The organism is Massilia orientalis, assembly GCF_030411975.2.
In the GTDB taxonomy this organism is placed as follows: domain Bacteria; phylum Pseudomonadota; class Gammaproteobacteria; order Burkholderiales; family Burkholderiaceae_D; genus Telluria; species Telluria orientalis.
Window position 1 is genome coordinate 67,544 of sequence record NZ_JASNRB020000014.1, and the last position, 25,279, is coordinate 92,822.

Here is a 25,279-nt window from a genome sequence, read left to right on the forward strand (position 1 = left end):
GGCGATAAATACTGTATATATGAACAGTATATCGCGAATCGTCCCTGCCGTGCCGTGCGCGAACGCACTGTGGTGCGGTTTGCGCTAGATCAATGTGAGTACCGCTGATGGTGGTTTCACAGTGGTAAGATCAGTGGATTGTTACATGCTTCGGCCAGGATTCACCATGTCTGTACAGTTTCGCAACAACGTTCACGTGACGGGCTCGGGGCCGGTCACCATGGTGTTCGTGCACGGTTTCGGTTGCGACCAGGCCATGTGGCGCTTCCTGGCGCCGGCGTTCGCGGAGCGCTTCCGCGTCGTGCTGTACGACCTCACGGGCAGCGGCCGCTCCGACTGGGAAGCCTACGACCGCGCGAAGTACGCCAGCCTGCAGGGCCACGTGACGGACCTGCTGGACGTGCTCGACGCCTGCGCGGCCGGTCCGACCATCGTCGTCGGGCACTCGGTCGGCGCGTCGATCGGGCTGCTGGCGACGGTGGCGGCGCCGGAGCGCTTCCTGGCCCAGGTCCTCGTCGGACCGTCGCCCTGCTACATCAACGACGGTGACTACATCGGCGGCTTCAACCGCGAGGACATCGACGGCCTGCTGCAGGCGATGGAGACGAACTTCCTCGACTGGTCGCGCAAGATGGCGCCCGCGATCATGGGCGCGCCCAATCGTCCGGAACTGGGCGCGGAACTGACGCGCAGCTTCTGCCGCAACGATCCCGCCATCGCCAAGCATTTCGCGCGCGTGACCTTCCAGGCCGACATCCGCACCGAGGTGGCACGCTCCACGGTCCCGGCCCTGATCCTGCAATGCAGCGACGATTTGATCGCGCCGCGCGAAGTGGGCGAGTGGCTGCACGAGCACCTGGCGCACAGCACGCTGCAGGTCATCGACAACGTGGGCCACTGCCCGCATTTGAGCGCGCCGACGGCCAGCTCGGTCGCGATCGATACCTTCCTCGCGCGGGCGTTGCGCCAGGATGGACGGCTCGCCGCCAATCCGGCAGTGTAAGGCAGGACGCAATCCGGTGCCGAAAATGCACCAATGCGCGGCATGGTCCCGTGCGATAGTGGCGCCGCTATCGACACCACCGGAGACACCATGCAGCTCTACCACATGCGCGGCGCCTGTTCGCTGGCCGACCTGATCGTTCTCGGCTGGCTCGGCGTGCCGCACGAGATCGTGCCGATGACGCTCGACTCGATCAAGGCGCCGGCCTACCTGGCGCTCAACCCCGGCGGGAACGTGCCGCTGCTCGTGCACGGCGACCTCGCCCTCACGGAAAACGTCGCCATCCTCGGCTACCTGGCCGACCTCCATCCACATGCCCAGCTGGCGGGCGACGGCAGTCCGCGCGGCCGGGCCGAGGTGATGCGCTGGCTGGCGTTCCTCAATTCGGACGTCCACAAGGCATTCAAACCCCTGTTCGCGCCGGAACGCTTCCTCGACGGGCGTGACCTGGACGAGCAGCTGGCGGCCAACGCGCGCCGCCATGTCCGGGCATACCTCGAACGCCTCGACGGCGCGCTCGCGGACCGCGACTGGCTCACGGGACAACGTTCGATCGCCGATCCCTACCTCTACGTCGTGCTGCGCTGGGCAGAAGCGAAAGGCGTCGACATGTCGGACCTGCATGCGCTGGCCGCGTTCCACGAGCGGATGTCGCGCGATCCGGCGGTCCGCGACGCGCTGCGCGCCGAGGAAGCCTGACCGAACGCCCATGCACATCGGGAAGTCCTACGGGCTGTTCGAGTTCGTGCACTGGACCCGGCGCCGCGTCTACCCGCTCGCCGCGTGCGCCGGCACGGCCGTGGCGCTGTACCAGCTGGGCGGCTGGCACTGGCTTTCCCTGCCGTGGCCCGTGCTCGCGCTGCTGGGTACCGCCGCGTCGTTCATCGTCGGGTTCAAGAATGCGCAAAGCTATGGCCGCACGGTCGAAGCCCAGCAGATCTGGTCGTCCCTCGCGGCAGCCAGCCGCCACTGGGGCCTGATCTGCCGCGACTTTCCGACCGACGAACGCGCGATCCCCGCGCTGGTGACCCGCCACCTGGCCTGGCTGACGGCCGTCCGCTACCAGTTGCGCGCACCGCGCGTGTGGGAAGCCGCCGCGGCCGCGCCCAATGCCGAATACCGGGAACGCATGTTCGACGTGGCGGAACGCAGCGTGCCGCTCGAGGCCGAGCTGGCCCGCCATCTGCCGCCGGACACCGTCGCCCACCTCCTGACCGTCGACGACGTCCCCGCCGCGCTCATGTCCCTGCAGAGCCGCGCCATCCGCGACCTGTTCCACGACCAGGCGCTGCAGATGCTGCAATACGCCGAGCTGCAAAAGACCCTGAAGGACCTGATCGATCAGCACGCGCGCGCGCAACGTCTCAAGAACTTTCCTTATCCGCGCCAGTACGCGATCGTCAATTCGCTGTTCGTCTGGCTGTTCGCCCTGCTGCTGCCACTGGGGATGGTGCGGGAATTCGCGCGGCTGGACGGGCAGATGGCGTGGCTGGCCGTCCCGTTCAGCGTGCTGATCGGATGGATGTACCTGGCACTCGACCAGGTCGGCGCCAGCACCGAGAATCCGTTCGAAGGCAGCGCCAACGATGTGCCGATCACGTCCCTGTCGCGGGCGATCGAAGTCGAGTTGAGCGTGCTCCATCGCCTGCCCCACGCCCCGCCACCGGCGGCGCCGGCCGGGCACATCGTGCTCTAGGATCTACGCCGCGCCGATATAGCCGTTGGCCTGCGCCAGCAACGCCGGCTCCATGCGCGCCGCGATGCGCCGGATGTAGTTCGCGGCCGGCGCGATGCCCGCGGCGCCCGCGCGGTGCAGCCATGCATAGGCTTCGACGAGATCGAGCGGCACGCCCTGCCCCGCCGCATACATCACGCCGAGGTTGAACTGGGCCCGCGCATGGCCCTGGCGCGCGGCGCACAGGTACCAGAAATGGGCCGCCTCGTAATCGCGTTCGGCGCCGTGGCCGCTGTCGTGGCGCAGGCCCAGCGCGAACTGCGCCAGCGCGTGACCCTGCTCGGCCGCCTTGCGGTACCACAGCGTCGCCTGGCGCGGGTCGACCGTGCCGGTGTCGTCGCGGTCGAGGAGTTGGCCCAGCGCGTACTGCGCGGGCGCGTAGTCCTGGTCGGCCGCCTTGCGGTACCAGTACGCGGCTTCGCGCTCGTCCTGCGTGACGCCGTTGCCGCTTTCAAAACGCAGCGCGAGATCGAACTGCGCGCGCAGGTGGCCCTGTTCCGCGGCCTTGCGATACCAGTCCAGCGCGATCGACGGATCCTGCGCGACCCCATGGCCCGCGTCATACAGTTGGCCCAGATGGTACTGCGCACCGGCGAAGCCCTGCTCCGCCGCGAGGGCGTACCAGTGCGCGGCCTGCGCATAGTCCTGCTCGACGCCCTGGCCATGTTCGTACCGAAGCCCAAGGTTGTCCTGCGCGCCCGCATGCCCCTGCTCGGCCGCGCGCCGGAACCACGCGAGCGCCAGCTGCGGATCGCGCGCGACGCCGTGGCCGGCATCGTGGATCAGCGCGAGGTTGAACTGCGAGCTGGCGTGGCCCTGCTCGCCCGCGCGGCCGTACCACAGGATCGCCTTTTCGCTGTCCTGCGGCAGGTCCTGGCCCTTGTCGTAGCGGAGGCCCAGGTTGAACTGGGCCGGCGCATAGCCCTGCTCCGCGGCCTTGCGGAACCAGTGGATGGCCTGCTGCGCGTCGCGCGCGATGCCCTGGCCGCTGTCGTAACGCAGCGCGAGGTTGAACTGGGAGCGCGCATAATTCTGGTCGGCCGCCTTGCGATACCACTCGACGGCCTGCGCGACGTCCTGCGCGACACCCTTGCCGCCCTCGTACATCATGCCGAGATTGTGCTGGGCGCCGGGGTCGCCCTGTGCGGCGGCCTTGTTAAACCAGTGCAGCGCCTCGTGCACGTCGGCCGGCGTGCCCTGGCCTTTCGCGTACAGCCAGCCCAGGTTGTACTGGGCCTGGACGTAGCCCTGTTCCGCGGCTTGCCGGTACCAGTGCAGCGCCTGGCCCAGGTCCTGCGCCACGCCCTGCCCCTTCTGGTACATCACGCCGAGGTTGTACTGCGCCTGTTCGAGGCCGCTGCTGGCGGCCATGCGGTACCACGCGACGGCCAGCTCGTCGTTGCGCGGCACGCCCTGGCCGTTCACGTACATGAAGCCGAGGCTGTGCTGGGCCGTGGCGACGCCGCGCTCGGCGAGCGCTTTTACCCGCAAAAATTCAGCCGTGTGACGGGCGTCCATCTCGCTGAGTGGCATGGCGCATCAGGCCTGGAAGGCGAGCACGTTCAAGACGCCCGCCGGCAGTGTCTGCCCACGCAGCACGTCGATGAAGCGGCCGAGCGGCATGGGGCGGTGGTACAAATAGCCCTGCATCGTCAGGCAGCCATTCGCGCGCAGGTAGCGGGCCTGCGAGTCCGTCTCGACGCCTTCCGCGATCAGGTTCAGGCCCAGGCCGCGCGCGATCGAGATGATCGCCAGCACGACCGGATAGTGCCCGTGCTCGTCGTGGATCTCCTTGACGAACGACTGGTCGATCTTGATCGTGTGGACCGGGAAGCGGTGCAGGTAGGCCAGCGACGAATAGCCGGTGCCGAAGTCGTCGATCGCGACGGACACGCCCAGCTGGCCGAGTTTGTTGAGCTGCTCAATCGCGTGCTGCGGGTTGCGGATGCAGATGTTCTCGGTGATTTCGACTTCGATCTGGCCCGGCGCGATCCCGTAACGCAGGAGCGCGCCGCGCATCTTTTCGAAGAAGTCGCCCCGGTCGAGGTATTGCGGCGACAGGTTCAGCGACAGCCGCACCTGGTTGCCGATGTTCTTCCACTGCAGCATGTCGCGGCACAGCGCGCCGATCATCCAGTCCGAGATCGGCAGCATCAGGCCGTTCTCTTCGGCGAACGGCAGGAATTCGCCCGGCGACACGATGCCGCGCGTGGGATGGTTCCAGCGCATCAGCGCCTCGGCGCCGACGATGCGGCCGCTGATGGCGTCGATCTGCGGCTGGTAGTACATCTCCAGCTCGTTGTGCTCGAGCGCGCGGCGCAGGCTCTGTTCCAGCGCGATCTTCTGGTGCGACACGTCCTGCATCGCCGGGTCGTAGAACGCGTGGCCATTCTTGCCCTGTCCCTTGATCTGGTACATGGCGATGTCGGCGTGGCGCAGCAGCTCGTCGATCGATTCGCCGTGCGCCGGATAGACCGCGATGCCGATCGACGCCGAGATGTGCACGGCGTGGCCGTCCAGGTCGAACGGCTCCTGCAGCACTTCGAGGAATTTGTCGGCCACCATGCGCGCGTCGTCGCGGTCGCGCAGTTCCGGCAGCACGATGGTGAATTCGTCGCCGCCCTGGCGCGCCAGCGTGTCGCCTTTCCTCAGGCATTCCTTCAGGCGGCCCGCGGCCTGCTGCAGCAGTTCGTCGCCCTTGACGTGGCCGAGCGTGTCGTTGACGAGTTTGAAGCGGTCCAGGTCGATGAACATCACGGCCAGTTCCGTCTGTTTTCGCTTGGCCTGGATGACGGCGAGGCCGAGGCGGTCCTTGAACAGGATGCGGTTCGGCAGGTCGGTCAGGATGTCGTGGTAGGCCTGGTACGAGATGACTTCCTCGGCGCGCTTGCGGTCCGTGATGTCGCGCGCGACGCCGTAGGTGCCGTAGAACTCGAGCCTTTTGACTTCCTGGTCGGGCACGTGCATGCCGATGGCGTTCAGCGAGATCGTCATCAGCGTGTTGTTGAAGGTGCGTTCCTGGTTGGCGCCCGCGTGGCATTTCAGGCGCAGTTCGACATTGCGCGAGGCCCGCTCGTCGACGCGGCGCTCGTTGAAGACGTAGCGCGCGCGCTCCAGGTCTTCGTCGTGCACGAGGATCGAGTAATGCTGGCCGATGAGTTCTTCGCGCTTGTAGCCGAGCAGCTGGTAGGCGCGGTCGTTGATGAAGGTGAACTTGCCTTCGTGGTTCAGCGTGTAGATGATGTCCGGCGACGAATCCACCAGGTAGCGGTACATCTTCTCCGAGTTTTCCAGCTGGTTCGCGATGCGCGCATTGGCTTCCTGCAGGCGGCGCTGCTTCAGTGCGTTCGCGACGGTCTTGAGCAGTTCCTCGCGGCTGTACGGCTTGCGCAGGTAATCGTAGGCGTTGCGTTTCAGCGCGCCGATGGCGGCGTCGATGCCGACCTCGCCGCTCATCACGATCACGTCGGCGTCGATGCCCTTCTCGTTGATGAAGTCCATGATCTCGTGGCCGCCGATGTCGGGCAGGCGCAGGTCGAGCAGCACGAGATCGAAGCGCAGGCGCGCCAGGTGCGCGAGGGCTTCTCCTCCGGTGGCGGCTGTGACGAGCTGGTAGCCGCGGCCCTGCAGCAGTTCGTACAGGGAGGTGAGCAGGCGCGGTTCATCGTCGACGAGCAGGAGTCGGGGCTGGTCGATGCCGAGCGAGGATTGCGTGTCGTGGGGGCTGGACGACGTGGCGCTGGCGGAGAATGGATTCATTGTTACCTTATACGGATCCAAGCGCGCGCACCGGCAATGTGGCCGGGGCGCCGGCGCCGGCATGCGCCGGCAGCAGGATTTCAAAACTGGTGCCGGTCGTTCCGCTGCGGCAGGCGATATGCCCGTTCAGCTTCTTGACCAGGCTGTGCACGATCGACAGGCCGAGACCGTGGTGCGGTCCCTCCTTGGTGCTCTTCACGGCCGAGAACAGATTGGCCAGCACCTCGCGCGACAGGCCCGGGCCGGTGTCGGAGACGACCAGTTCCAGGTACAGCCTGCGCTCGCGGTTCACGTGGCCGCGGTTGGCGATCTCGATGCGGCCGCCGCTGCCGGACAGCGCCTCGATCGCGTTCTTGACGAGGTTCACGAGGATCTGCTTGAGGATGTCCGGATCGCCTTCGATGCGGCTCTCGGCGTCCGACATGCTCACGACGATCTCCACGTTCGCCGGAATGAAATTCGTCGTGCGGAACAGGCGCAACACGTCGTCCACGACGCGGGCCACGTCGGTCGCCGGTGCGCTGTCCGCCTTCGACGTCGCCACGCCGGGCTGGATCTCCGTCAGGCTGCCCACCAGCTGACCCACGCGGTCGATCTCCTCGTTCAGGATCGACAGCTCGGCGCTGACGGGTTCCTGGCGTTCCAGCTTGCTGTCCAGGACCGACAGGTAGTTCTTGATGATAGCCAGCGGGTTGTTCACTTCGTGCACCACGCGCCGCGACGCTTCGCGGTATTCCTCGGCCACGTGGGCGAGCTGGCGGCGCGCGTGGCCGCGTTCCGACATCGCCGTCTCCAGCGCGCCCGCGGCCTGCGCGCCGAACGCCTGCAGGAAGCGTTCGCGCTTCTGGCACGTCGGCAGCTGCCACGTCGCGACGCCGCCGATCATCACGCCGAGGCAGCGCGCGCCCGCGACGAGCGGCAGGCACACGAGCGATTCCGTGCCGAGCATGCGCAGCAGCTGTTCTTCCGCGAGGCCGAGCGGACGGCCGTCGCGGCGGATGAAGCCGAGGCGGCGGTCCAGCGCGGCCTGCGCGACGGCGCCGCCCTTCGCCAGCGGTACCGTGAATTCGGCAATGCGCTGCTGGTTCGCGGTCGGCGCGCCGATGAGGGCCTGGCCGGTCGGGTTCTCCAGCAGCACGACGGCGTTCTCGAAATCGAACAGGATGCGCGCCGAGCGCGTCATCGCTTCCAGCAGGCCCGATTCACCTTGCTGGCGCGCGAACGTCTGGCCCACTTCGGACACGAGCACGAGGTTGCGCACTTCCTCGGACAGGCGCTGCTGCACGGGATCGACGGGCGGCGGCGGCGCGAACGCGGCCGGCACGGGCAGGTCGTCGGCGCCGGCGAGATCGATGCCGAGGTGGATCGCGGCCTTTTCGACCTGGCGCGCGGCGAGGCCCAGCAATTCGTCCGGCGCTTCCGGACCGAGGCCGCACAGCGCGCGCGCCTCGTCCACGAGGGCATCGTCGTGCGCGTGGCAGGCCAGCACGTGGGCCACGCGCACGATGCGGATCAAGGGATGCGCCGCTTCCAGGCGCTCGCTCGGCTCATGGTGGTACAGCACGGAATCGGCGAGGAAGGAATCGAGCTGCCAGCGTTCGATCAGCCAGGCGCCCGCTTCCGCATGCGTGATCTGCAGGGTGCGCTGTTCGACGGCGCACAAGTCTTCGTCGTCGCGCGCCGTGAAGTTGAAGGCGTATTCCTTCGGTGCCGTCGCGAGCAGCGCCAGGCGGCCGACATTGTGCAGCAGGCCGGCGAGATACGCTTCTTCCGGCTGCGCGTAGTTCATGCGGCGCGCGGTCTCGCGCGCCAGCACGGCGGCCGTCAACGAGTTCTTCCAGAACGCGCGCAGGTCGGTGGCGCTGGAATTCGGGAAGCTGTTGAAGGTCTGGAAGACGGAGTCGCTGATGACCAGGGTCTTGATCATGTCCGTGCCCAGCGCCACCATCGCCTGCTCGAGGTTCGGCTGGCGGCTGTTGCGGTGGTACGCGGAGCTGTTGGCGACGGTGAGGATCTTGCCCGTCATGCCGGCATCCTTCGCAACCAGCGCGGCCAGTTCGGGCATGCCCAGATCGTCCGCCTGCAGGTGTGCAAGCAGCTTGATGAGGATCTGGGGCATGGCCGGCAAGCGCGCGATCAGCAGGCGATTGCGGATGTCCTGGTCAGGTTGATGTATGGATTCAAGCACGGCCGCCAACTTGGTTTTTGGGTGATGGCCGCTCTCCCCTGCGGGGGCTGCCACAGTGTTCGTTCTTGCGGTCCCTGGAATAGAGCAATGCTCACATCATTATTCCAAGCATGAAAAACTTATCTTAGCATATATACATTTCTGACCAGGAACAATACTTTCCAAGAAAATTGACGCGTTTTAGAATCAAATTTCAACTGAAATGTATTGACAATGCACAGAAAAGTTCCCGAAATTTAGCATTTATTTACGTTCACTATCATTACCGTAACTACTTTTTAAGCGAGAGCCTTGTACCGGCGGTATTGGCGCGACGTCATCCAGCATGCCAGCGACGCCAGCGCGAACGCGGCCTGGCCGAGCGCCATCGCCAGCACGGAATGGGTCAGCGCCGGCGCGATGATGCCGGCCACCAGCGCGCCCATCAACGTGGTCACGAACGACTGGCACGACGCCACCGTGCCGCGGATGTGCGGGAACAGGTCGAGCGCGAGCAAGGTGGCGCTGGGGTTGATGATCGAGCTGCCGAAGTTATAGAAGAACATCGGCAGCACGGTCCACGGCAGCGCCGGCGGCAGCACGGCGTGGTAGGCGACGGAGCCGGTGACGGCCGCCAGCATCAACGCATAGCCGATCGCGATCTGGCGCGAGAACGTCATCTTGCCCGCGAGCCGGTTGGCGACCAGCGCGCCCAGGAAGATGCCGCTCACGGCCGGCACGAACAGCCACGCGAAATCCGACGGCCCGAGGTGCAGGTGCACGGGCAGCAGCACCGGCGCGCCCGCGATGAACAGGAACATGCCGCCGAAGTTGAACGCGACGATCCCGGACTTCATCTGGAACAGCACGGAGCTGAAGATGTCCCAGTAGCTGCGCGCGAGGAAGCGCGGGTTGAAGGGCTGGCGGCGGTCCACCGGCATCGTCTCGGGCAGGTGCTGCCAGCACACCCACCACAGCACGACGGAAAACGCGAGCAGGCCGAGGAAGATCGACCGCCAGTCGAACGCGGACACGACCCAGCCGCCCAGCACGGGCGCGATGGCCGGCGCGATCGAGAAGATCATCGTCACCATCGACAGCAGCCGCGCGGCCGGCGCGTCCGAATACAGGTCGCGGATGATCGCCCGGCCCACGACGACGCCGGCACCGGCCGATACGCCCTGCATGATCCGGAAGATCCACAGGTAGTGCACGGAATGCGCGGACGCGCAGCCGAGCGTCCCGACCGCGAACACGATCAATCCGACGAGGACCACGTTGCGCCGCCCGAACGCGTCCGACAGCGCGCCATGCCACAGCGACATCGCGGCGAAGGCCAGCATGTACGCCGTCAGCGTCTGCTGCACTTCCAGCCCGGTCGCGTGCAGCGATGCCTGGATCGCGGGGAACGCGGGCAGGTAGGCGTCGACGGAGAACGGGCCGAGCATCGACAGCGCGGCCAGCAGGGTGGCGAGGCCGCCCGCCGACAGCATCGCGATCTTGTGCGGCGCCGGCAGCGGGATCGGAGTAACGGGATCTTTCGGTAGATTGTCCGGTTCGGGTTCGGGTAGCATTTATTGGTCGTCTTTGGGTTTGGCTGCGTCGCGGCGGTTGAAGCCGGCGACCATGTCGAAGCGGAACAAACGGCATTCGAGGGCGCCGTTGAAGAACGGGGTCTTGCGCGATTCCTTCAGGCGCAGCATCTTCGGCAGGCCCAGGTCGGCCGTGAACAGGTACACCGTCCAGCCGGCGAAGCGCTGCTTCAGGGTGGCGGAGAGCTGCTGGTAGAAGCCGACGGCCATCTCGTCCTGCGGGATGGTCGAGTCGCCGCGCACGCCGATCCGCTCGCCGTACGGGGGATTCGTCACCAGCAGGCCAGGCTGGCTGGTGGGCGGCTGCACCTGCTGCGCCTCGATCTGCTTCAGCGGCACCTCGAACAGGATGCCGGCCGAGCGCAGGTTATGGCGCGTCATCGCGACCATGTCGCCGGAGATGTCGGAGCCGAAGATCGTCGGTTCGGCCGGCAGCGGATTCGGCTTGATCGCCGTCTTCATCTCCTGCCAGGCCTTGGCATTGAAGTTCCTGAATTTCTCGAACGCGAAGCGGCGGCGCGCGCCGGGCGGGATGCCCTGCACCATCTGCGCGGCCTCGATCAGGATCGTGCCCGAGCCGCACATCGGATCGAACAGCGTCATGCCCGGCTTCCATCCGGCCACGCGCAGCAGGCCGGCGGCCAGGTTTTCGCGCAGCGGCGCGTCGCCCGTCTCCTCGCGCCAGCCGCGCTTGAACAGCGCTTCGCCGGACGTGTCGAGGTAGATCGTGAAGTTGCGCTGGTCGAGAAAGCCCATGATGCGCATGTCCGGCGTGCGCGTGTCGACGGACGGGCGGCGGCCGAACTGGTCGCGGAAACGGTCGCAGACGGCGTCCTTGATCTTCAAGGTCGTGAACTCGAGGCTCGTCAGCGGCGACTTGATCGCGGTGATGTCGACGCGGATCGTGTGGTCGACGCTGAACCAGTCTTCCCACGGCTGTTCCAGCACGAGGTCGTAGATGTCGTTCTCGTTGGCGTACGTGCGGTTGGCGATGCGCAGCAGCACGCGCGACGCGATGCGCGAATGCAGGTTGATGCGGTACGCGTCCGTGTCCGTGCCCGAGCAGTGGACGCCGCCCGGCACCTGGTTGTGCACCTTCAGCGACGTGCTGCCGGTGGTCTGTGCGATCTCGGCCAGCTCGTCGGCGAGCGCCTGTTCCATGCCGCGCGGGCAGGGGCAAAAATAGGAAGTCATGGGGTACCCTTTATCCGTAGTTGAAAAACATTCGGGGTCAGAGCCCGGTTTTCACGGGTGGGCTCTGACCCCGACTGACTAAAACGAAGCGGCCGGGGATGTAGGCCCGGCCGCCAATCAATCTGGTTGCATCTTCAGGTCAGAACGGTTTGACGACGACCAGGATCACGATTGCCAGCAACAGTAAAACCGGCACTTCGTTGAACACGCGGAACCACTTGTGGCTGCGCGTATTGACGCCGCGTTCGAATTTTTTCAGCAGCGAACCACACGCATGATGGTAGCCGATCACGAGGATCACGAGCGCCAGTTTTGCATGCAGCCAGCCGCCCTTGATGCCGAAGCCCAGCCACAACCACAGGCCCAGCAACAGCGCCGGCACCATCAGGATCGTCGTGAACCGGTACAGGCGGCGCCCCATGCCGAGCAGGCGCTCGACGACGGCCGGATTGCTTTCCTGGGCCAGGTTCACGTAGATGCGCGGCAGGTAGAACAGGCCGGCGAACCACGAGGCGACGAAGACGATGTGCAGCGCTTTGATCCAGAGGTACATGCAATTCCTTTATTCAAGAGCTCCAATTCGGGGTCAGAGCACTTTTTTGCGCAATGGCTCTTAAGAATCTACGGGCGCCAAGAGATCTACGAAGTCCCGCTTCCCGCCTCGCGGATGCAGTCTGCAGCTAGTAGAGGCACGTAGGAACAATTGTCCTCAAATGTGCTCTGACCCCGAATTTATTTGCGCACTTCGCCGTGGCCGAATACCACGTATTTCAGCGACGTGAGGCCTTCCAGCCCAACGGGGCCGCGCGCATGCAGCTTGTCGTTCGAGATGCCGATCTCCGCGCCCAGGCCGTATTCGAAGCCGTCCGCAAAGCGCGTCGACGCGTTGATCATCACGGAGGCCGAATCGACTTCGCGCAGGAAGCGCATCGCGTCCGTGTAATCCTCGGTGACGATGGCGTCCGTGTGCTTCGAGGAATACGTGTTGATATGCTCGATGGCCGCGTCGATGCCGTCCACGATCTTCACGGCGAGGATCGGCGCCAGGTATTCCGTGCTCCAGTCCTCTTCCGTCGCGGGCGTCAGATGCGGATAGCCCTGCAGGATCGCCAGCGCTTCCGGATCCGCGCGCAACTCCACTTCCTTGGTGGCGTACAGCTCGGCCAGTTGCGGCAGCACGGCCGGGGCGATCGCGCGGGCGACGAGCAGCGTCTCCATCGTGTTGCACGTGCCGTAGCGGTGCGTCTTCGCGTTCATCGCGATCGGCAGCGCCTTGGCGATGTCCGCCTTGGCGTCGATGTAGACGTGGCAGATGCCGTCCAGGTGCTTGATCATCGGGACGGTGGATTCCTTCATCAGCCGCGCGATGAGGCCCTTGCCGCCGCGCGGGACGATCACGTCCACGAATTCCGGCATCGTGATGAGGGCGCCGACGGCGGCGCGGTCCGTCGTCTCGACGACCTGCACGCCGTGTTCCGGCAGGCCGGCGCCGCGCAGGCCTTCGGCGACGAGGGCCGCGAGCGCGCGGTTGCAGTGGATGGCTTCCGAGCCGCCGCGCAGGATGGCGGCGTTGCCGCTCTTGATGCACAGGCCGGCCGCGTCGACCGTCACGTTCGGACGCGCTTCGTAGATGATGCCGATTGAGCCCAGCGGCACGCGCATGCGGCCCACCTGGATGCCCGTCGGGCGGAATTTCAGGTCGGTGATCTCGCCGATCGGGTCGGGCAGCGCGACGATCTGGCGCAGGCCGTCGACCATCGTGGCGATGGCCTTGTCGGACAGCGCGAGGCGGTCGAGCAGCGCCGGTTCCAGGCCGGCGGCCGCCGCCGCTTCCATGTCGCGCGCGTTGGCGGCACGCAGCTGGTCGGCGTCGCGCTCGATGGCGGCGGCGATCAGCAGCAAGGCCTGGTTGCGGGTGGCGCTGTCCGCGCGCGCCATGCCGCGCGACGCCGCGCGTGCCTGGCGGCCCATTGTGTGCATGGTCTCGGTGATATCCATCGTGCTTCTTCCTGTGATTTCGTTATGTCGACGCGACTTTCAACGCCAGCTGCAGCATCGCATCCCACGCATCGCCCGCGAACTGCTTCGCGCGCAGGCCCTTGACCATCCTGTCGACCTGCGCCGCCTGCTGCAGCGCCGCTTCCAGCGTCGGCAGGGAGATCCGGCGCAGCGCCGGTTCCATCATGCGCTCGCGCGGGCCCCAGATGCGGTATTCCTTCAGCAGGGCGCCCAGCGGGCGTCCCTGCGCCATCCCTGCCTTTAATTTTAGCAGCGTACGGATTTCTTCGGAGACGGCCCACAACACCAGCGGCAGCGCCTCGCCCTCGCCTTTCAGGCCTTCCAGCATGCGCACGAGGCGCGCCGGGTCGCCGGCCAGCATCGCTTCCGACAGTTTGAAGACGTCGTAGCGCGCCACGTTCAGGACGGCGTCATGCACCTGCTCGTACGTCAGCTTGCCCGGTTCGTACAGCAGGCCGAGCTTCTGGATTTCCTGGTGCGCCGCCAGCAAATTGCCCTCGACGCGGTCGGCGATGAAGTCCAGGCTCTGGCGGTCCGCGCTCTGGTTCTGCGCGGCCAGGCGTGTGCCGATCCAGCCCGGCAGCTGCGCGCGTTCCACGTTCGGGATCTCGACGTAGACCGCCGCCTGCTGCAGCGCCGCCACCCACGACGCCTTGGCCGTCTGCCAGTCCAGCTTCGGCAGGGTGACCAGGGTGAGGTTGTCGGGATTCAGGTCTTTCGCATAGTTCTGCAGGGCCGCGCTGCCGTCCTTGCCGGGCTTGCCGCCGGGGATGCGCAGCTCGATCAGCTTCTTGTCGCCGAACAGCGACATGGCCTGGTTGGCGGCCAGCAGCTCGCCCCATTTGAAGTTGCGCTCGACCGTGAGCACGTCGCGCTCGGAATACCCTTGCGCGCGCGCGGCACGGCGGATCTTGTCCGCCGCCTCCAGCGCGAGCAGGTGCTCGTCGCTGGTGATCACGTACAGGGGCGCGAGCCCCTTGGCGAGGTGCCCGTCGAGCGCCTCAGGCCGCAACTGCATGGTGGTCCTTTTTAATCAAGTCGCTGGTTTGATCGACGCGAGGCGGCGGATGATCTGCTGCACGAGGTCCGCCTGCATGTCGCGGTACAGCAGCGCTTCTTCCGATTCCTTGGCCAGCACCTGGGTCTCGTCGAACGCCATGTTCCGGCGCAGCGAGATCTGCGTGGGCGGCACCAGTTCCGCGCCCTTCGCGTCGCGCACGGTGAACGACATCGTGTACGTCAGCAGGTATTCGCGCACGCGGCCCAGGCTGTTCAGCGACAGGATGGACTTGTTGCGCGACTCGCCCAGCAGCACGAACTGCGCCTCGGCATCCGCCGCCTTGTCGGCGATGACCACCTGGTCCGTCGCGCGCAGGTTGCGCTTGAGCTCCGTGCCCAGCGCGGACGTGTCCGGGAAGCCGAGATAGATGCTGTGGAACGGCATCGTGTAGCTGCCGTTCGAACCGCGCAACTGGAAGCCGCAGCCTGCGATGGCGGATGCCACCAGCAGGGCCGCGGCCGCGCGCACCGCCAACTTCCGGGTCAGGGCGCGCATGGCTTACACCACGATGTTGATCAGTTTGCCGGGGACGACGATGACCTTCTTCGGCGTGCCTTCGACGAACTTCTGCGCGGCTTCCGACGCCAGCGCGGCGGCTTCGATGGCGGCCTTGTCGGCCTCCTTCGGCACCTTCACCGATCCGCGCAGCTTGCCGTTCACCTGGATCATCAGCTCGATCTCGGCCTGCTCCAGCGCGGCCGGATCCACTTCCGGCCAGGCCACGTTCAGGATGTCGCCGTACTTGCCGGCGTAGCCGAGTTCCTGCCACAGCGCGTGCGTGATGTGCGGCGCGACCGGGTTCAGCATGCGCAGGAAGATCGACAGGCCTTCCGTGATCACGGCGTCGCTCGCAGCACCCTCGGCCAGCTTGGCCGACTCCAGCGTATTGAGCATCTTCATGCACGCCGAGACGACCGTGTTGTACTGGATGCGCTTGAAGTCGTAGTCGGCCTGCTGCAGCACCTTGTGCACTTCGCGGCGCAACGTCTTCTGGTCTTCATCGAGCGTGCCTTGCTGCTGGGCGGCCAGTGCGGCGGCCACGCTCTGCTGCTTCGCATGACCGAACGCCCAGACGCGGCGCAGGAAGCGGCTCGCGCCTTCAACGCCCGACTCCGACCACTCGAGCGTCTGCTCCGGCGGCGCGGCGAACATCGTGAACAGGCGGGCCGTGTCGGCGCCGTACTGCTCGATCTGCGCCTGCGGGTCGATGCCGTTGTTCTTCGACTTCGACATCTTCTCGGTACCGCCGATGACGACCGGCTGGCCGTCGTCCTTCAGCACCGCCGATTGCGGACGGCCGCGGTCGTCGAACGTGAGGCTGACGTCGGCCGGGTTGTACCACGTCTTCTTGCCGGACGCGTCTTCGCGATAATAGGTCTCGTTCAGCACCATGCCCTGGGTGAGCAGGTTGACGAACGGCTCGTCGAATTTCACGAGGCCGAAGTCGCGCATGACCTTCGTCCAGAAGCGCGCGTACAGCAGGTGCAGCACGGCGTGTTCGATGCCGCCGATGTACTGGTCCATCGGCATCCAGTAATCGTTGCGGGCCGGGTCGACCATCGCGTCGTTCGAGCCCGGCGACGTATAGCGCATGTAGTACCACGACGAGTCGATGAACGTGTCCATCGTGTCCGTCTCGCGGCGTGCCGGCGCGCCGCAGCACGGGCAGTCGACCTTGAGGAACGCCTCGTGTTTCTTCAGCGGGTTGCCGGAACCGTCCGGGACGCAGTCTTCCGGCAGCACGACCGGCAGGTCCTTCTCGGGGACCGGCACCGTGCCGCACTTCTCGCAGTGGATCATCGGGATCGGCGTGCCCCAGTAGCGCTGGCGCGAGATGCCCCAGTCGCGCAGGCGGAACGTGACCTTCTTGTCGCCCAGATCCAGGTTCGCGAGATCGCCCGCGACGGCGTTGACGGCCGACGTGTAATCCAGGCCGTCGTACTTGCCCGAATTGATGACGACGCCCTTTTCTTTATCGCCGTACCAATCCTGCCAGCCGTCCAGCGAGAACGTCTCGCCTTCGACCGCCACCACCTGCTTGATCGGCAGGTCGTATTTTTTCGCGAAGCCGAAGTCGCGCTCGTCGTGGGCCGGCACGCCCATCACGGCGCCGTCGCCGTACGTGATCAGCACGTAGTTGCCGACCCAGACCGGCACCTGCTCGCCGGAGATCGGGTGCGTGACGAACAGGCCAGTCGGCATGCCCTTCTTTTCCATCGTCGCCATGTCGGCTTCGATGACGGAACCCTGCTTGCACTCGGCGATGAATGCCTGCAGTTCCGGATTGTCCTTGGCCGCGTGCTGGGCCAGTGCGTGTTCCGGCGCGACGGCGCAGAAGGTCACGCCCATGATCGTGTCGGCACGCGTCGTGAAGACGTACAGCTTGCCCTCGTTGATGAGCTCACCCTGCTCGTCCATGATCACGTGCGGGAACGCGAAGCGCACGCCGGTCGACTTGCCGATCCAGTTGGCCTGCATGATGCGCACGCGTTCCGGCCAGCCCGGCAGCTTGTTCTCGACGTGGTCCAGCAGTTCGTCGGCGTAGTCCGTGATGCGCACGTAGTACATCGGGATCTCGCGCTTTTCGACGACCGCGCCCGAGCGCCAGCCCTTGCCGTCGATGACCTGCTCGTTCGCGAGCACGGTCTGGTCGACCGGATCCCAGTTCACGGTGCCGGTCTTCTGGTAGATGATGCCCTTCTCGAGCATCTTCAGGAACATCCACTGGTTCCACTTGTAGTAGTCCGGCTTGCACGCGGTCATTTCGCGCGACCAGTCGATCGCGAGACCCATCGACTCCATCTGGCCGCGCATGTGGGCGATGTTCGAATAGGTCCACTGGGCCGGCGGCACGTTGTTCGCCATCGCCGCGTTCTCGGCGGGCATGCCGAAGGCGTCCCAGCCCATCGGCATCAGCACGTTGTAGCCGTTCATCCGCAGGTAGCGGTACATCACGTCATTGATCGTATAGTTGCGCACGTGACCCATGTGCAGCTTGCCCGACGGATAGGGCAGCATCGAGCAGGCGTAATACTTGCCTTTCGGGAAACGCGGGTCGTTCTCGACGGCTTTATACGCGTCGATCGACTTCCAGTAGGCCTGCGCGGCCTGTTCGACTTCGGCTGGACTATATTTTTCTTGCATGATGTTCTGCGGACTGAAGGAGGTGAGCAGAACATTATATCGTGTCACATGACAAGCGACCTACCGCAGTTCGAGCTCAAGCGCCGCCTTCTCGCCGTAGTCCTCGTAGCGCTCGTTGATGCCGATGATGCAAAAGGCCATCTCTTCCAGCACGTCCGGCGCCCGTTCGCGCAGGGCCTCCGAGTGCGTCACGACGATGTGCAGCACCTCGTCCTTCTTCAGGCGGACGCTGCTCATGCCGTCCTCGTCGCGCAGGTAGCTCAGGCAATCGACCCAGGAATCCATCGTGTGCGCGTACGAATCGGGGAAGCCGAACGCACGCTGGCTCTCGACGTGGAAGCTTTCCGCATCGGTGATCGCGGCGCCGTTGAGCTCGACGGTGGCCATGGAAATCTCCTTCATTCGCGTCGTTCCCGCGGAAGCGGGAACCCATGCTGAGCTGACCTGGGTCACTTCAGCATGGATTCCCGCCTGCGCGGGAATGACGGTAGTTATACGATGACGGGTTGGTAGCCAGTATGCCAGCAGATCGCCAGCCAGGCCGTCCAGTTCGGATCAGGCCTTGAGACCCAGCACGTCCTGCATGTCGTACAGCCCAGTTGCCTTGTCGGCAATATACCGCGCGGCGCGCAGGGAGCCCTGGGCGTAGCTGACGCGGCTGCTCGACTTGTGGCTGATCTCGATGCGCTCGCCGATGCCGGCGAACAGGACGGTGTGGTCGCCCACGATGTCGCCGCCGCGCACGGTGGCGAAGCCGATCGTCGACGGGTCGCGCTCGCCCGTCACGCCTTCGCGGCCGTAGACGGCACATTCCTTCAGGTCGCGGCCCAGCGCGTCGGCGATCACTTCGCCCATCTTGAGCGCGGTGCCGGACGGGGCGTCGACCTTGTGGCGGTGGTGGGCCTCGATGATCTCGATGTCATAGCCCTCGGAGAAATTCTTGGCAGCCATTTCCAGCAGCTTCAGCGTGACGTTCACGCCGATGCTCATGTTCGGGGCGAAGACGATCGCGGTCTTCTCGGCGGCGGCGCGGATGGCGGCCTTGCCGGCGTCATCGAAACCGGTGGTGCCGATGATCATCTTGATGCCGTGCGCGGCGCAGTATTCCAGGTGCTGCAGCGTGCCTTCCGGGCGCGTGAAATCGATCAGGAAGTCGGCGTCCGCCAGGCCCTTGGCCAGGTCGGACTGGATCACGACGCCGGTCAGCTGGCCGGAAAACGCGCCGGCGTCCGAATTGATGAACGGGTTGCCTTCGCGGTCGAGGGCGCCGGCGAGGACGGCGTCCGGCGCGGCGGCGATGGCTTCGATCAGCATGCGGCCCATGCGGCCGCTGGCGCCGGCAACGGCGATTTTCAGTTGGGTCATTATTGTCCTCCGCCGCCTTTCGCAGCCTCGTCGCGCTTGCGCTTGAGCTCGTCCAGCGACTCCTGCTCGGTCTTGGTTTCGTATTTCGAGATGCCGATCAGGCGATTGATGTATTCGCGTTCCGTCGGCAGGTTGCCGCCGTCGAAGTGGTCGACCTTGTCGTCCTTGAAATAGACGGTGACGCGGCTGGTGGTCAGCTCGCCGTTACCGCGCGCAAGGTAGAACGGGTAATCCCAGCGGTCCTTGTGGAAGGCGTCCTGCAGCAGCGGGCTGCCGAGGATGAATCTCACCTGGTCGCGGGTCTGGCCGACCTTCAGCTGGTTCAGCATTTCCTGCGACACGAAATTGCCCTGCTGGATGTCCGGCCGGTACGGCGAGAAAATCCACAGGAATTTCTGCAGCTTGGTGACGGTCGTCGTCTGCGCGCCCGAATTCGCGATTGCCGCCGATTTGCCGGCATCGGCGGCGACCGCGTCGGGGGCGGTGCTCACCGGCGCCGCCGGCTTGGTCTGGTTACGCCAGGCCGCGCAGCCGGACAGCGCCAGCGTCATGCAGGCGAGGCCGGCCACGAGCGCTGCCCGTGCGTGGGAACGATGGAAAACGGCTTTAGTGCGCATATCTGACCTTAAAATCGATGAGGCGGGAGCTTGTAAAACGCTATATCATAAAGCACTCCGCCCATATCCGAGTAACAAAACATGAGCAACAATCCAACCGACCTGAAAGCCAGCGGCCTGAAAGCGACCTTGCCTCGGCTAAAAATCCTGGAAATTTTCCAGAACAGCGCGGTGCGGCACCTGACGGCGGAAGACGTCTACAAGACCCTGCTGAACGAAAACATGGACGTTGGCCTGGCGACCGTCTACCGGGTGCTGACCCAGTTCGAACAGGCCGGCCTCCTGAACCGCAATCACTTTGAAACCGGCAAGGCGATCTATGAGCTGAACGCCGGCTCGCACCACGACCACCTCGTGTGTCTCGACTGCGGCCACGTGGAAGAGTTCTACGACGACGAGATCGAAAGCCGCCAGCAGAAGATCGCCAGCGAACGCGGCTTCAAGATCGCCGAGCACGCCCTGGCCATCTACGGCCACTGCCAGAAGACGGATTGCCCGCACCGGCACTGACCGCCTGCCGCTCCGCTCAGGAGTGGCTCAGCGCATTCGACAGCAGCTTGGCCGTGATGTCGACGATCGGGATCACGCGCTCATAGGCCATGCGCGTGGGCCCGATGACGCCGAGGGTGCCGACGATCTTGCCATTCACTTCGTACGGCGCGGTGACGACGCTCATCTCGTCCATCGGCACGAGCTTCGATTCGCCGCCGATGAAGATCTGCACGCCCCCGGCCTTGCTCGACACGTCGAGCAGCTGCATGAGGCCCGTCTTCTGCTCGAACATCTCGAACATCTGGCGTAGCGAGCTCATGTTGGACGACAGGTCGGCCACCGAGAGCAGGTTGCGTTCGCCCGCGATGATCATGTCGTCCGTCTCGGCCAGCGCTTCGCTGCCCGCCTCCACCGCGGCCTGCATCAGGCGGCCCATGTCGTCGCGCAGCTGGCGCAATTCTCCCGTCAGGCGCGCGCGCACCTGGTCGAACGACAGGCCGGCGAAATGCTGGTTCAGGTAATTCGCGGACTGGATCAGCTGAGACGGCGAATAATCCACGTCGGTCAGCAGCAGGCGGTTCTGCACGTCGCCGCGCGGGTCGACGATGACGAGCAGGATGCGCTTTTCCGACAGGCGCAGGAATTCGATCTGCTGGAACGCCGATTCGCGCCGCGGGCTCTGCACGACGCCGGCGAACTGCGACAGCGACGACAGCATTTGCGCCGCGTTAGCGATCACCTTCTGCGGCTGGTGCGCGGGCAGGCGCATGCCGGCTTCGACCGCGTTCTCGTCGATCTGCTGCACGGTGAGCAGCGTGTCGACGAACAGGCGGTAGCCGCGCGGCGTGGGAATGCGGCCGGCCGACGTGTGCGGACTGGCGACGTAGCCCATTTCCTCGAGGTCGGCCATGATGTTGCGGATCGTGGCCGGAGAAAGGTCGAGGCCGGAGATCTTCGACAGCGCGCGCGAACCGACCGGCTGGCCGTCGGCGATGTAGCGCTCGACCAGGGCTTTCAACAGGGTTTGTGCACGGTTATCGAGTTGCATGGTCTAGCCAGGATTTCGTTTCATTTATGTCATTATGCACGCTCGATGCGCGCTTGTGCTTTATCCGCGCTGTTGTTCGTGTTCGCGCGTGAGCCAGTCCAGCAACTCGTCGAAGTCGCTTACGATCGCATCCGGCACGACTTCGTGCTCCATGTGCTTCGTCGAACCCGTGCGGTTCATCCACACGGCGCGCAGGCCGGCGCGCTGGGCGCCCCGCACGTCGAGCAGCACGTCGTCGCCGACGTAGACCGCATCCTCGGGCGCCACGCCCAGCTCCTCGCAGGCGGCCAGGAAGATCGCCGCATCCGGCTTGGCGACGCCGAACGCCGACGCCGCCACCGACACCTTGAAATGGTGCGACAGGCCGATCGTGCGCAGGTCGGCGTTGCCGTTCGAGATCGACCCGATCAGCACGCGGTTCTTCAGTTTCAGCAGGCCCGGCAGCACGTCGTCGTACGGGATCACGGCATTGCGCGCGGCGAAGAACTGCGCCATCGCGTGCTCGACCTTGGCGGCATCCTCGCCGGCCTGCTGGAAGGCATCGACGAGGCCGGCATGGCGCAGCTTGCCGAGATCGAGCTGGAATTCGGGCTTCCTCGCCAGCAGCTCCAGGCGCGCCTGGCGCAGGGTGTCGATGGTGAAGCGATCGGCCACGCGCGGCGCGTGCTCGCGCAGCCACGCGAACAGCTTCTCTTCGGCCTGCAGGATCACGGGAGCGATGGGCCACAGCGTGTCGTCGAGGTCGAACAGGATGGCTTTGGGCCAGGCGCGGCGCGTGTTCATGGTCGGGATTGCGGCTCCGGAAACGAAGCTTGGAGAGTGGAAAGGAGCGGTCCAAGCATAACGAGGGCAGCGCCGAAAAGCAATGGCGCCCCGGACACGGGCTAATGGTTACACCGTGATACAAAGCCAAATAGGGCCGCAGCTTGCCAAATGCACTAAAATGATGGGCATTTTTCTATTCAGCCGTACCGGCGCAGCGTCCGCGCGCCACCCATTCCACTGTGGAGATTTTATGAAGAGCTCGATCCTGCGTGCCGGCGTTGTAGCGCTGGCATGCGCGCTGGGCCTGTCCGCCTGCGGCGGCGGGAGCGGCGACCTGTACCTGACCGGCGCGGTCTATAACGTCACCAAGGACGGTCTGGTGCTGACGAATAACGGCGAAGACCTGGCCGTGACGACGCCCTACACCTCGTTCCAGTTCAACAACCGCATCTCGACCGACGACCAGTTCAACATCACGGTCAAGAGCGTCCCGTCGAACGTCGAGAAGATCTCGGATTGCATCGTCACCAACGGCAAGGCGCGCGCCAACTACTACACGATCGCACAGATTCGCGTGGACTGCGCGATCCGCCAGCGTAAATTGACCGCAAGCATCGTCAACCTGACGACCAGCGGCCTCGTGATCATCAATGGCGCCGACCGCAAGGAAGTCGCGGCGGGCACCGCAACCGTGCCGATGGCACCCGTGAACGAAGACGGCGCATACGGCGTCACCGTCCTGCAGCAGCCGGCCGGCCAGACCTGCACCGTCAGCGGCGGCGGCAACGGCAAGGGTGCGGGCACCATGGGCGCGACCGAAGACACGACCGTCACCGTCACCTGCGCTTAAATCTGGAATCTGGAGAGACCCACATGAAGTTTTCCCTCGCGCGTCCGGCCTTCGCCCTCGCGATCCTGGCCACGCTGGCCGCCTGCGGCGGTGGCGGCAAGGCCACGTTCCCGATCAACGTCACGGTCTCCGGCCTGCAATACCCGGGCCTGGTCCTGAGCACGAACGGCCAGGACCTGCCCATCAATCCGCCGGCCACGGCCGGCCAGGACGTCACGGCCGTCTTCCCGAACCAGATCGAATACGGCCAGATCTATGAAGTGATCCCGAAAGGCGCGGTCGTCACCAATCACACCCCGGTCGGCGGCACCCAGCCGAAACACCAGCAATGCGCGGCATCGCCATACCTGCCGTACGGCACGGCCGGCCAACTGGCCAGGATCGACATCCGCTTCGTCTGCGCCATCAACGCCTACCCGCTCGGCGGCACGGTCAAGGGCCTGACCGGTACCGGCCTCGTCCTGGCAAACGGCAGCACGACGGGTACCATCGGCGTCAGCCCCGCGCTGGACGCCAACCAGAAACCGACCGGCGCGGACGTGGCCCTCATCATGAACTCGGTTCCGTACAACACGACTTATGGCGTGACCGTCCTGACCCAGCCCACCAGCCCGGCCCAGACCTGCACCGTTACCGGCGGCGCGAACGGCTTCGGCGGCGGCACGATGGACGATGCGGCGGAAGCGGCAGGCGGCGTGGGCAACCTGGTCGTGACCTGCGTCAATAACTGAGCCCAGAGAGAATGGATGAGATATCGCAAATTCTTATAACGAATATGCGAAACAAAAATTGGACTGATATGCTGTAGCGCAGCATAATTGCACCTGTCTCCTCCAACTCTCCTCAGAAAGAATTGGATTTAAGCCCGCCTCAACAGCGGGCTTTTTTTTCGCCCATACGGCAACAAGCGTCCCTGCGGCGGCATGCCGTCGCGGCTGGTCGAGGTCTGCGGGGTGCCGGCGGAGGTGCCGGTGTTGTCTGGTGCGATCGGCCTCTGGGGCCGGGGCCGAACGGCGCTCTCGAGCTGCGCGTTCTGCGTCATCACTGCCGGGCGGCAGCTGCTTCCACTACGGGTGTTACGGGCGCTTCGCGGTCACTTTGACGACGGCCATCTGCTGGCCTTCGATCGTTACCTGCGCATCGTAGCGCTCGTGTTTGGCGACGCTGGCGGCGTGCGCGGCGCCCGTCACACCCACGAGGACGGCGGCTGCGAGGAAGATGGCTTCCATGTTTTTCAGGATGTTCATTTGGGCTCTCCTTGACGTGTTCAGATGGCGGCTTTGCCGACGGCGGCGAGGCGTTTCGCGGTCACTTTGACGACGGCCATCTGCTGGCCTTCGATCGTCACCTGCGCGTCGTAGCGGGCGTGCTTGGCGATGCTGGCGGCGTGTGCGGCGCTCGTCACACCCACGAGGACGGCGGCTGCGAGGAAGATGGCTTCCATGTGTTTGAGGACGTTCATTTTGGCTCTCCTTGTGTGTTTGTTTCGTCGATGGTGTCACTGTAGGCGACCGCCCCCTTCCCTTCCACCGGCGTGCGACGAAACGCAAAAAACACGGGATGGAAGGATCAAAAGCGCGCCCAAAAAGCGGATGGTGCGTTGCCGCATGAGCAGCCGACGCATGAGAACGCTCAACAGCCGGGTCGGATTCGCTGGCGATACTTCTCGAGGGCACAAAGGGGGCGACATGGATCGGCAAAACATCCTGGAACTCGAGGCAAACGGGGCGGCTACGCCCCTGGCGACGGTGCGGGCCTGGAATGCGCTGGCACTCGGAACGATCGGCACCGTGGCACTCGCACATGAGCCCGCGCGTGCGCTCGCCCTCGTGCATACCTGCATGTACAACGCGTGGGCGGCGTACGACGATCACGCCGGCCAGACCGCGCATGGCGTGGCCGTGCGCCTGCCGCGGGCCGAACGCGACGCCGCCAGCCAGGCCGCCGCGATGGGTCGTGCGGCCCATGCGGTCCTCGCCGGCCTGGACGCCCGGTCTGGCGCGGATGCGGGCACGGATGCCGGTCTGTTCACGCCCGAGGGCATCGGGCGCATGCAGGCGGCCGCGCTGCTCGACGTCCGCCACCGCGACCAGCCGTTCGCGCTGATGCCGGCAGAGGTCCGCCCGGCCGCCGCCGCACGGCCGCTGGCGCTCGTCGCGGTGTGGTGCGACGTGGCGCAGCGCGTGTCCCTTCGCGCCGGGCATGACGACGACCGCGACGTGCTGCTGTTCTTCGTGCTGGCCAATGCGCTGGCCGACGCGGACCACGCCGCGCGCGACGACGTGTGCGCCGCCTTTGCCGCCGCCGAGGCGCTGCGCCGCTTCACGGGCAGCGACATCCTGGACGACGTCACATTCACGGACCTGGCGGCGCAGGCGGGACCGGGGCCCGGTCAGGACGTGGGAAGAAAGATCGGCGCGCGCGTGTTCGACAAGGCGCGCCGGTACTGGCAAGGGGATATGTAACGCC

Annotated in this window: 24 protein-coding genes; 7 read left to right on the forward strand and 17 right to left on the reverse strand. The window is 65.5% G+C overall.

What is annotated here, in order from left to right; all coding sequences use genetic code 11:
* The first annotated feature begins 166 nt into the window (after positions 1-166).
* From QPK29_RS21805 to QPK29_RS21815, 3 genes are all read left to right on the forward strand, one after another.
* Complete coding sequence (locus QPK29_RS21805) at positions 167-1,003, forward strand: alpha/beta fold hydrolase (RefSeq protein ID WP_371771308.1); 837 nt, start codon at positions 167-169, stop codon at positions 1,001-1,003.
* Between the two features lie 90 nt (positions 1,004-1,093).
* Positions 1,094-1,702 (forward strand): glutathione S-transferase family protein, encoded by a 609-nt coding sequence (locus QPK29_RS21810; RefSeq protein WP_371771309.1) that lies wholly within the window; start codon positions 1,094-1,096, stop codon positions 1,700-1,702.
* Positions 1,703-1,712: 10 nt separating this feature from the next.
* Positions 1,713-2,699 carry a bestrophin family protein gene (locus QPK29_RS21815; RefSeq protein ID WP_371771310.1) on the forward strand — a complete coding sequence of 329 codons (987 nt, stop codon included), beginning with the start codon at positions 1,713-1,715 and terminating at the stop codon, positions 2,697-2,699.
* Positions 2,700-2,702: 3 nt separating this feature from the next.
* Here the strand turns inward: QPK29_RS21815 and QPK29_RS21820 are convergent, their stop codons facing one another.
* The 13 genes from QPK29_RS21820 to QPK29_RS21880 all read right to left on the reverse strand — a co-directional run bounded on the left by QPK29_RS21820 (position 2,703) and on the right by QPK29_RS21880 (position 19,655).
* Complete coding sequence (locus QPK29_RS21820; RefSeq protein ID WP_371771311.1) at positions 2,703-4,271, reverse strand: tetratricopeptide repeat protein; 1,569 nt, start codon at positions 4,269-4,271, stop codon at positions 2,703-2,705.
* A gap of 6 nt (positions 4,272-4,277) precedes the next feature.
* The gene (locus QPK29_RS21825; protein WP_160410649.1) at positions 4,278-6,497 is read right to left on the reverse strand and encodes a putative bifunctional diguanylate cyclase/phosphodiesterase; all 2,220 of its coding nucleotides are present in this window, start codon (positions 6,495-6,497) and stop codon (positions 4,278-4,280) included.
* A 7-nt stretch (positions 6,498-6,504) separates the two neighbouring features.
* On the reverse strand, positions 6,505-8,616 hold the full coding sequence (locus tag QPK29_RS21830) for an HDOD domain-containing protein (protein ID WP_371771389.1): 2,112 nt from the start codon (positions 8,614-8,616) through the stop codon (positions 6,505-6,507).
* 347 nt (positions 8,617-8,963) lie between these two features.
* Positions 8,964-10,238, reverse strand: coding sequence for a multidrug effflux MFS transporter (locus tag QPK29_RS21835; protein WP_371771312.1), 1,275 nt, complete (start codon positions 10,236-10,238; stop codon positions 8,964-8,966).
* Positions 10,239-11,450 carry a THUMP domain-containing class I SAM-dependent RNA methyltransferase gene (locus QPK29_RS21840; protein WP_371771313.1) on the reverse strand — a complete coding sequence of 404 codons (1,212 nt, stop codon included), beginning with the start codon at positions 11,448-11,450 and terminating at the stop codon, positions 10,239-10,241.
* Between the two features lie 139 nt (positions 11,451-11,589).
* Positions 11,590-12,003: a CopD family protein gene (locus QPK29_RS21845; RefSeq protein WP_036234455.1), complete on the reverse strand. Its 414-nt coding sequence runs from the start codon at positions 12,001-12,003 to the stop codon at positions 11,590-11,592.
* 179 nt (positions 12,004-12,182) lie between these two features.
* A complete protein-coding gene (locus QPK29_RS21850) occupies positions 12,183-13,448 on the reverse strand; it encodes a glutamate-5-semialdehyde dehydrogenase (RefSeq protein ID WP_056124001.1) in 1,266 nt (421 codons plus the stop codon).
* A 22-nt stretch (positions 13,449-13,470) separates the two neighbouring features.
* Positions 13,471-14,487 carry a DNA polymerase III subunit delta gene (gene holA / locus QPK29_RS21855; RefSeq protein WP_371771314.1) on the reverse strand — a complete coding sequence of 339 codons (1,017 nt, stop codon included), beginning with the start codon at positions 14,485-14,487 and terminating at the stop codon, positions 13,471-13,473.
* 15 nt (positions 14,488-14,502) lie between these two features.
* Positions 14,503-15,024, reverse strand: a complete 522-nt coding sequence (locus QPK29_RS21860; RefSeq protein WP_056123993.1) for an LPS-assembly lipoprotein LptE — start codon at positions 15,022-15,024, stop codon at positions 14,503-14,505.
* Between the two features lie 3 nt (positions 15,025-15,027).
* Positions 15,028-17,673 carry a leucine--tRNA ligase gene (leuS, locus tag QPK29_RS21865; RefSeq protein ID WP_371771315.1) on the reverse strand — a complete coding sequence of 882 codons (2,646 nt, stop codon included), beginning with the start codon at positions 17,671-17,673 and terminating at the stop codon, positions 15,028-15,030.
* A 60-nt stretch (positions 17,674-17,733) separates the two neighbouring features.
* A complete protein-coding gene (locus QPK29_RS21870) occupies positions 17,734-18,060 on the reverse strand; it encodes a barstar family protein (protein WP_056123988.1) in 327 nt (108 codons plus the stop codon).
* A gap of 168 nt (positions 18,061-18,228) precedes the next feature.
* Positions 18,229-19,038, reverse strand: a complete 810-nt coding sequence (gene dapB / locus QPK29_RS21875) for a 4-hydroxy-tetrahydrodipicolinate reductase (protein WP_056123985.1) — start codon at positions 19,036-19,038, stop codon at positions 18,229-18,231.
* Positions 19,038-19,655 (reverse strand): outer membrane protein assembly factor BamE, encoded by a 618-nt coding sequence (locus QPK29_RS21880; protein ID WP_082577466.1) that lies wholly within the window; start codon positions 19,653-19,655, stop codon positions 19,038-19,040. The genes dapB and QPK29_RS21880 overlap by 1 nt, the downstream gene beginning before the upstream one ends.
* An 81-nt stretch (positions 19,656-19,736) precedes the next feature.
* Here QPK29_RS21880 and fur point away from each other — a divergent pair, with 81 nt between their 5' ends.
* The gene (fur, locus tag QPK29_RS21885) at positions 19,737-20,165 is read left to right on the forward strand and encodes a ferric iron uptake transcriptional regulator (protein ID WP_036234473.1); all 429 of its coding nucleotides are present in this window, start codon (positions 19,737-19,739) and stop codon (positions 20,163-20,165) included.
* A gap of 16 nt (positions 20,166-20,181) precedes the next feature.
* Here fur and hrcA read toward each other — a convergent pair whose 3' ends face one another.
* Together hrcA and QPK29_RS21895 are read right to left on the reverse strand one after the other, a co-directional pair.
* Positions 20,182-21,195 carry a heat-inducible transcriptional repressor HrcA gene (gene hrcA, locus QPK29_RS21890; protein ID WP_056123982.1) on the reverse strand — a complete coding sequence of 338 codons (1,014 nt, stop codon included), beginning with the start codon at positions 21,193-21,195 and terminating at the stop codon, positions 20,182-20,184.
* A gap of 60 nt (positions 21,196-21,255) precedes the next feature.
* Positions 21,256-21,978, reverse strand: coding sequence for an HAD family hydrolase (locus QPK29_RS21895; RefSeq protein WP_371771316.1), 723 nt, complete (start codon positions 21,976-21,978; stop codon positions 21,256-21,258).
* Between the two features lie 232 nt (positions 21,979-22,210).
* On the opposite strand from QPK29_RS21895, the gene QPK29_RS21900 reads away from it, so the two are divergent.
* Together QPK29_RS21900 and QPK29_RS21905 are read left to right on the forward strand one after the other, a co-directional pair.
* Positions 22,211-22,810 carry a hypothetical protein gene (locus tag QPK29_RS21900; RefSeq protein ID WP_056123977.1) on the forward strand — a complete coding sequence of 200 codons (600 nt, stop codon included), beginning with the start codon at positions 22,211-22,213 and terminating at the stop codon, positions 22,808-22,810.
* Positions 22,811-22,833: 23 nt separating this feature from the next.
* On the forward strand, positions 22,834-23,541 hold the full coding sequence (locus QPK29_RS21905; RefSeq protein ID WP_056123975.1) for a hypothetical protein: 708 nt from the start codon (positions 22,834-22,836) through the stop codon (positions 23,539-23,541).
* A 345-nt stretch (positions 23,542-23,886) separates the two neighbouring features.
* Here QPK29_RS21905 and QPK29_RS21910 read toward each other — a convergent pair whose 3' ends face one another.
* Together QPK29_RS21910 and QPK29_RS21915 are read right to left on the reverse strand one after the other, a co-directional pair.
* Entirely contained in the window at positions 23,887-24,057 is a 171-nt protein-coding gene (locus tag QPK29_RS21910) for a hypothetical protein (protein WP_200951814.1), read from the reverse strand.
* A gap of 20 nt (positions 24,058-24,077) precedes the next feature.
* A complete protein-coding gene (locus QPK29_RS21915) occupies positions 24,078-24,272 on the reverse strand; it encodes a hypothetical protein (protein ID WP_056123971.1) in 195 nt (64 codons plus the stop codon).
* A gap of 226 nt (positions 24,273-24,498) precedes the next feature.
* Here QPK29_RS21915 and QPK29_RS21920 point away from each other — a divergent pair, with 226 nt between their 5' ends.
* Positions 24,499-25,275 (forward strand): hypothetical protein, encoded by a 777-nt coding sequence (locus QPK29_RS21920; protein WP_371771317.1) that lies wholly within the window; start codon positions 24,499-24,501, stop codon positions 25,273-25,275.
* Positions 25,276-25,279: the final 4 nt, after the last annotated feature.

Coding starts and splice junctions, on each gene's coding strand:
- QPK29_RS21805 (WP_371771308.1), top strand. CDS start 167: ATGTCTGTACAGTTTCGCAACAACGTTCACGTGACGGGCTCGGGGCCG.
- QPK29_RS21810 (WP_371771309.1), top strand. CDS start 1,094: ATGCAGCTCTACCACATGCGCGGCGCCTGTTCGCTGGCCGACCTGATC.
- QPK29_RS21815 (WP_371771310.1), top strand. CDS start 1,713: ATGCACATCGGGAAGTCCTACGGGCTGTTCGAGTTCGTGCACTGGACC.
- QPK29_RS21820 (WP_371771311.1), bottom strand. CDS start 4,271: ATGCCACTCAGCGAGATGGACGCCCGTCACACGGCTGAATTTTTGCGG.
- QPK29_RS21825 (WP_160410649.1), bottom strand. CDS start 6,497: ATGAATCCATTCTCCGCCAGCGCCACGTCGTCCAGCCCCCACGACACG.
- QPK29_RS21830 (WP_371771389.1), bottom strand. CDS start 8,616: ATGCCCCAGATCCTCATCAAGCTGCTTGCACACCTGCAGGCGGACGAT.
- QPK29_RS21835 (WP_371771312.1), bottom strand. CDS start 10,238: ATGCTACCCGAACCCGAACCGGACAATCTACCGAAAGATCCCGTTACT.
- QPK29_RS21840 (WP_371771313.1), bottom strand. CDS start 11,450: ATGACTTCCTATTTTTGCCCCTGCCCGCGCGGCATGGAACAGGCGCTC.
- QPK29_RS21845 (WP_036234455.1), bottom strand. CDS start 12,003: ATGTACCTCTGGATCAAAGCGCTGCACATCGTCTTCGTCGCCTCGTGG.
- QPK29_RS21850 (WP_056124001.1), bottom strand. CDS start 13,448: ATGGATATCACCGAGACCATGCACACAATGGGCCGCCAGGCACGCGCG.
- holA (WP_371771314.1), bottom strand. CDS start 14,487: ATGCAGTTGCGGCCTGAGGCGCTCGACGGGCACCTCGCCAAGGGGCTC.
- QPK29_RS21860 (WP_056123993.1), bottom strand. CDS start 15,024: ATGCGCGCCCTGACCCGGAAGTTGGCGGTGCGCGCGGCCGCGGCCCTG.
- leuS (WP_371771315.1), bottom strand. CDS start 17,673: ATGCAAGAAAAATATAGTCCAGCCGAAGTCGAACAGGCCGCGCAGGCC.
- QPK29_RS21870 (WP_056123988.1), bottom strand. CDS start 18,060: ATGGCCACCGTCGAGCTCAACGGCGCCGCGATCACCGATGCGGAAAGC.
- dapB (WP_056123985.1), bottom strand. CDS start 19,038: ATGACCCAACTGAAAATCGCCGTTGCCGGCGCCAGCGGCCGCATGGGC.
- QPK29_RS21880 (WP_082577466.1), bottom strand. CDS start 19,655: ATGCGCACTAAAGCCGTTTTCCATCGTTCCCACGCACGGGCAGCGCTC.
- fur (WP_036234473.1), top strand. CDS start 19,737: ATGAGCAACAATCCAACCGACCTGAAAGCCAGCGGCCTGAAAGCGACC.
- hrcA (WP_056123982.1), bottom strand. CDS start 21,195: ATGCAACTCGATAACCGTGCACAAACCCTGTTGAAAGCCCTGGTCGAG.
- QPK29_RS21895 (WP_371771316.1), bottom strand. CDS start 21,978: ATGAACACGCGCCGCGCCTGGCCCAAAGCCATCCTGTTCGACCTCGAC.
- QPK29_RS21900 (WP_056123977.1), top strand. CDS start 22,211: ATGAAGAGCTCGATCCTGCGTGCCGGCGTTGTAGCGCTGGCATGCGCG.
- QPK29_RS21905 (WP_056123975.1), top strand. CDS start 22,834: ATGAAGTTTTCCCTCGCGCGTCCGGCCTTCGCCCTCGCGATCCTGGCC.
- QPK29_RS21910 (WP_200951814.1), bottom strand. CDS start 24,057: ATGAACATCCTGAAAAACATGGAAGCCATCTTCCTCGCAGCCGCCGTC.
- QPK29_RS21915 (WP_056123971.1), bottom strand. CDS start 24,272: ATGAACGTCCTCAAACACATGGAAGCCATCTTCCTCGCAGCCGCCGTC.
- QPK29_RS21920 (WP_371771317.1), top strand. CDS start 24,499: ATGGATCGGCAAAACATCCTGGAACTCGAGGCAAACGGGGCGGCTACG.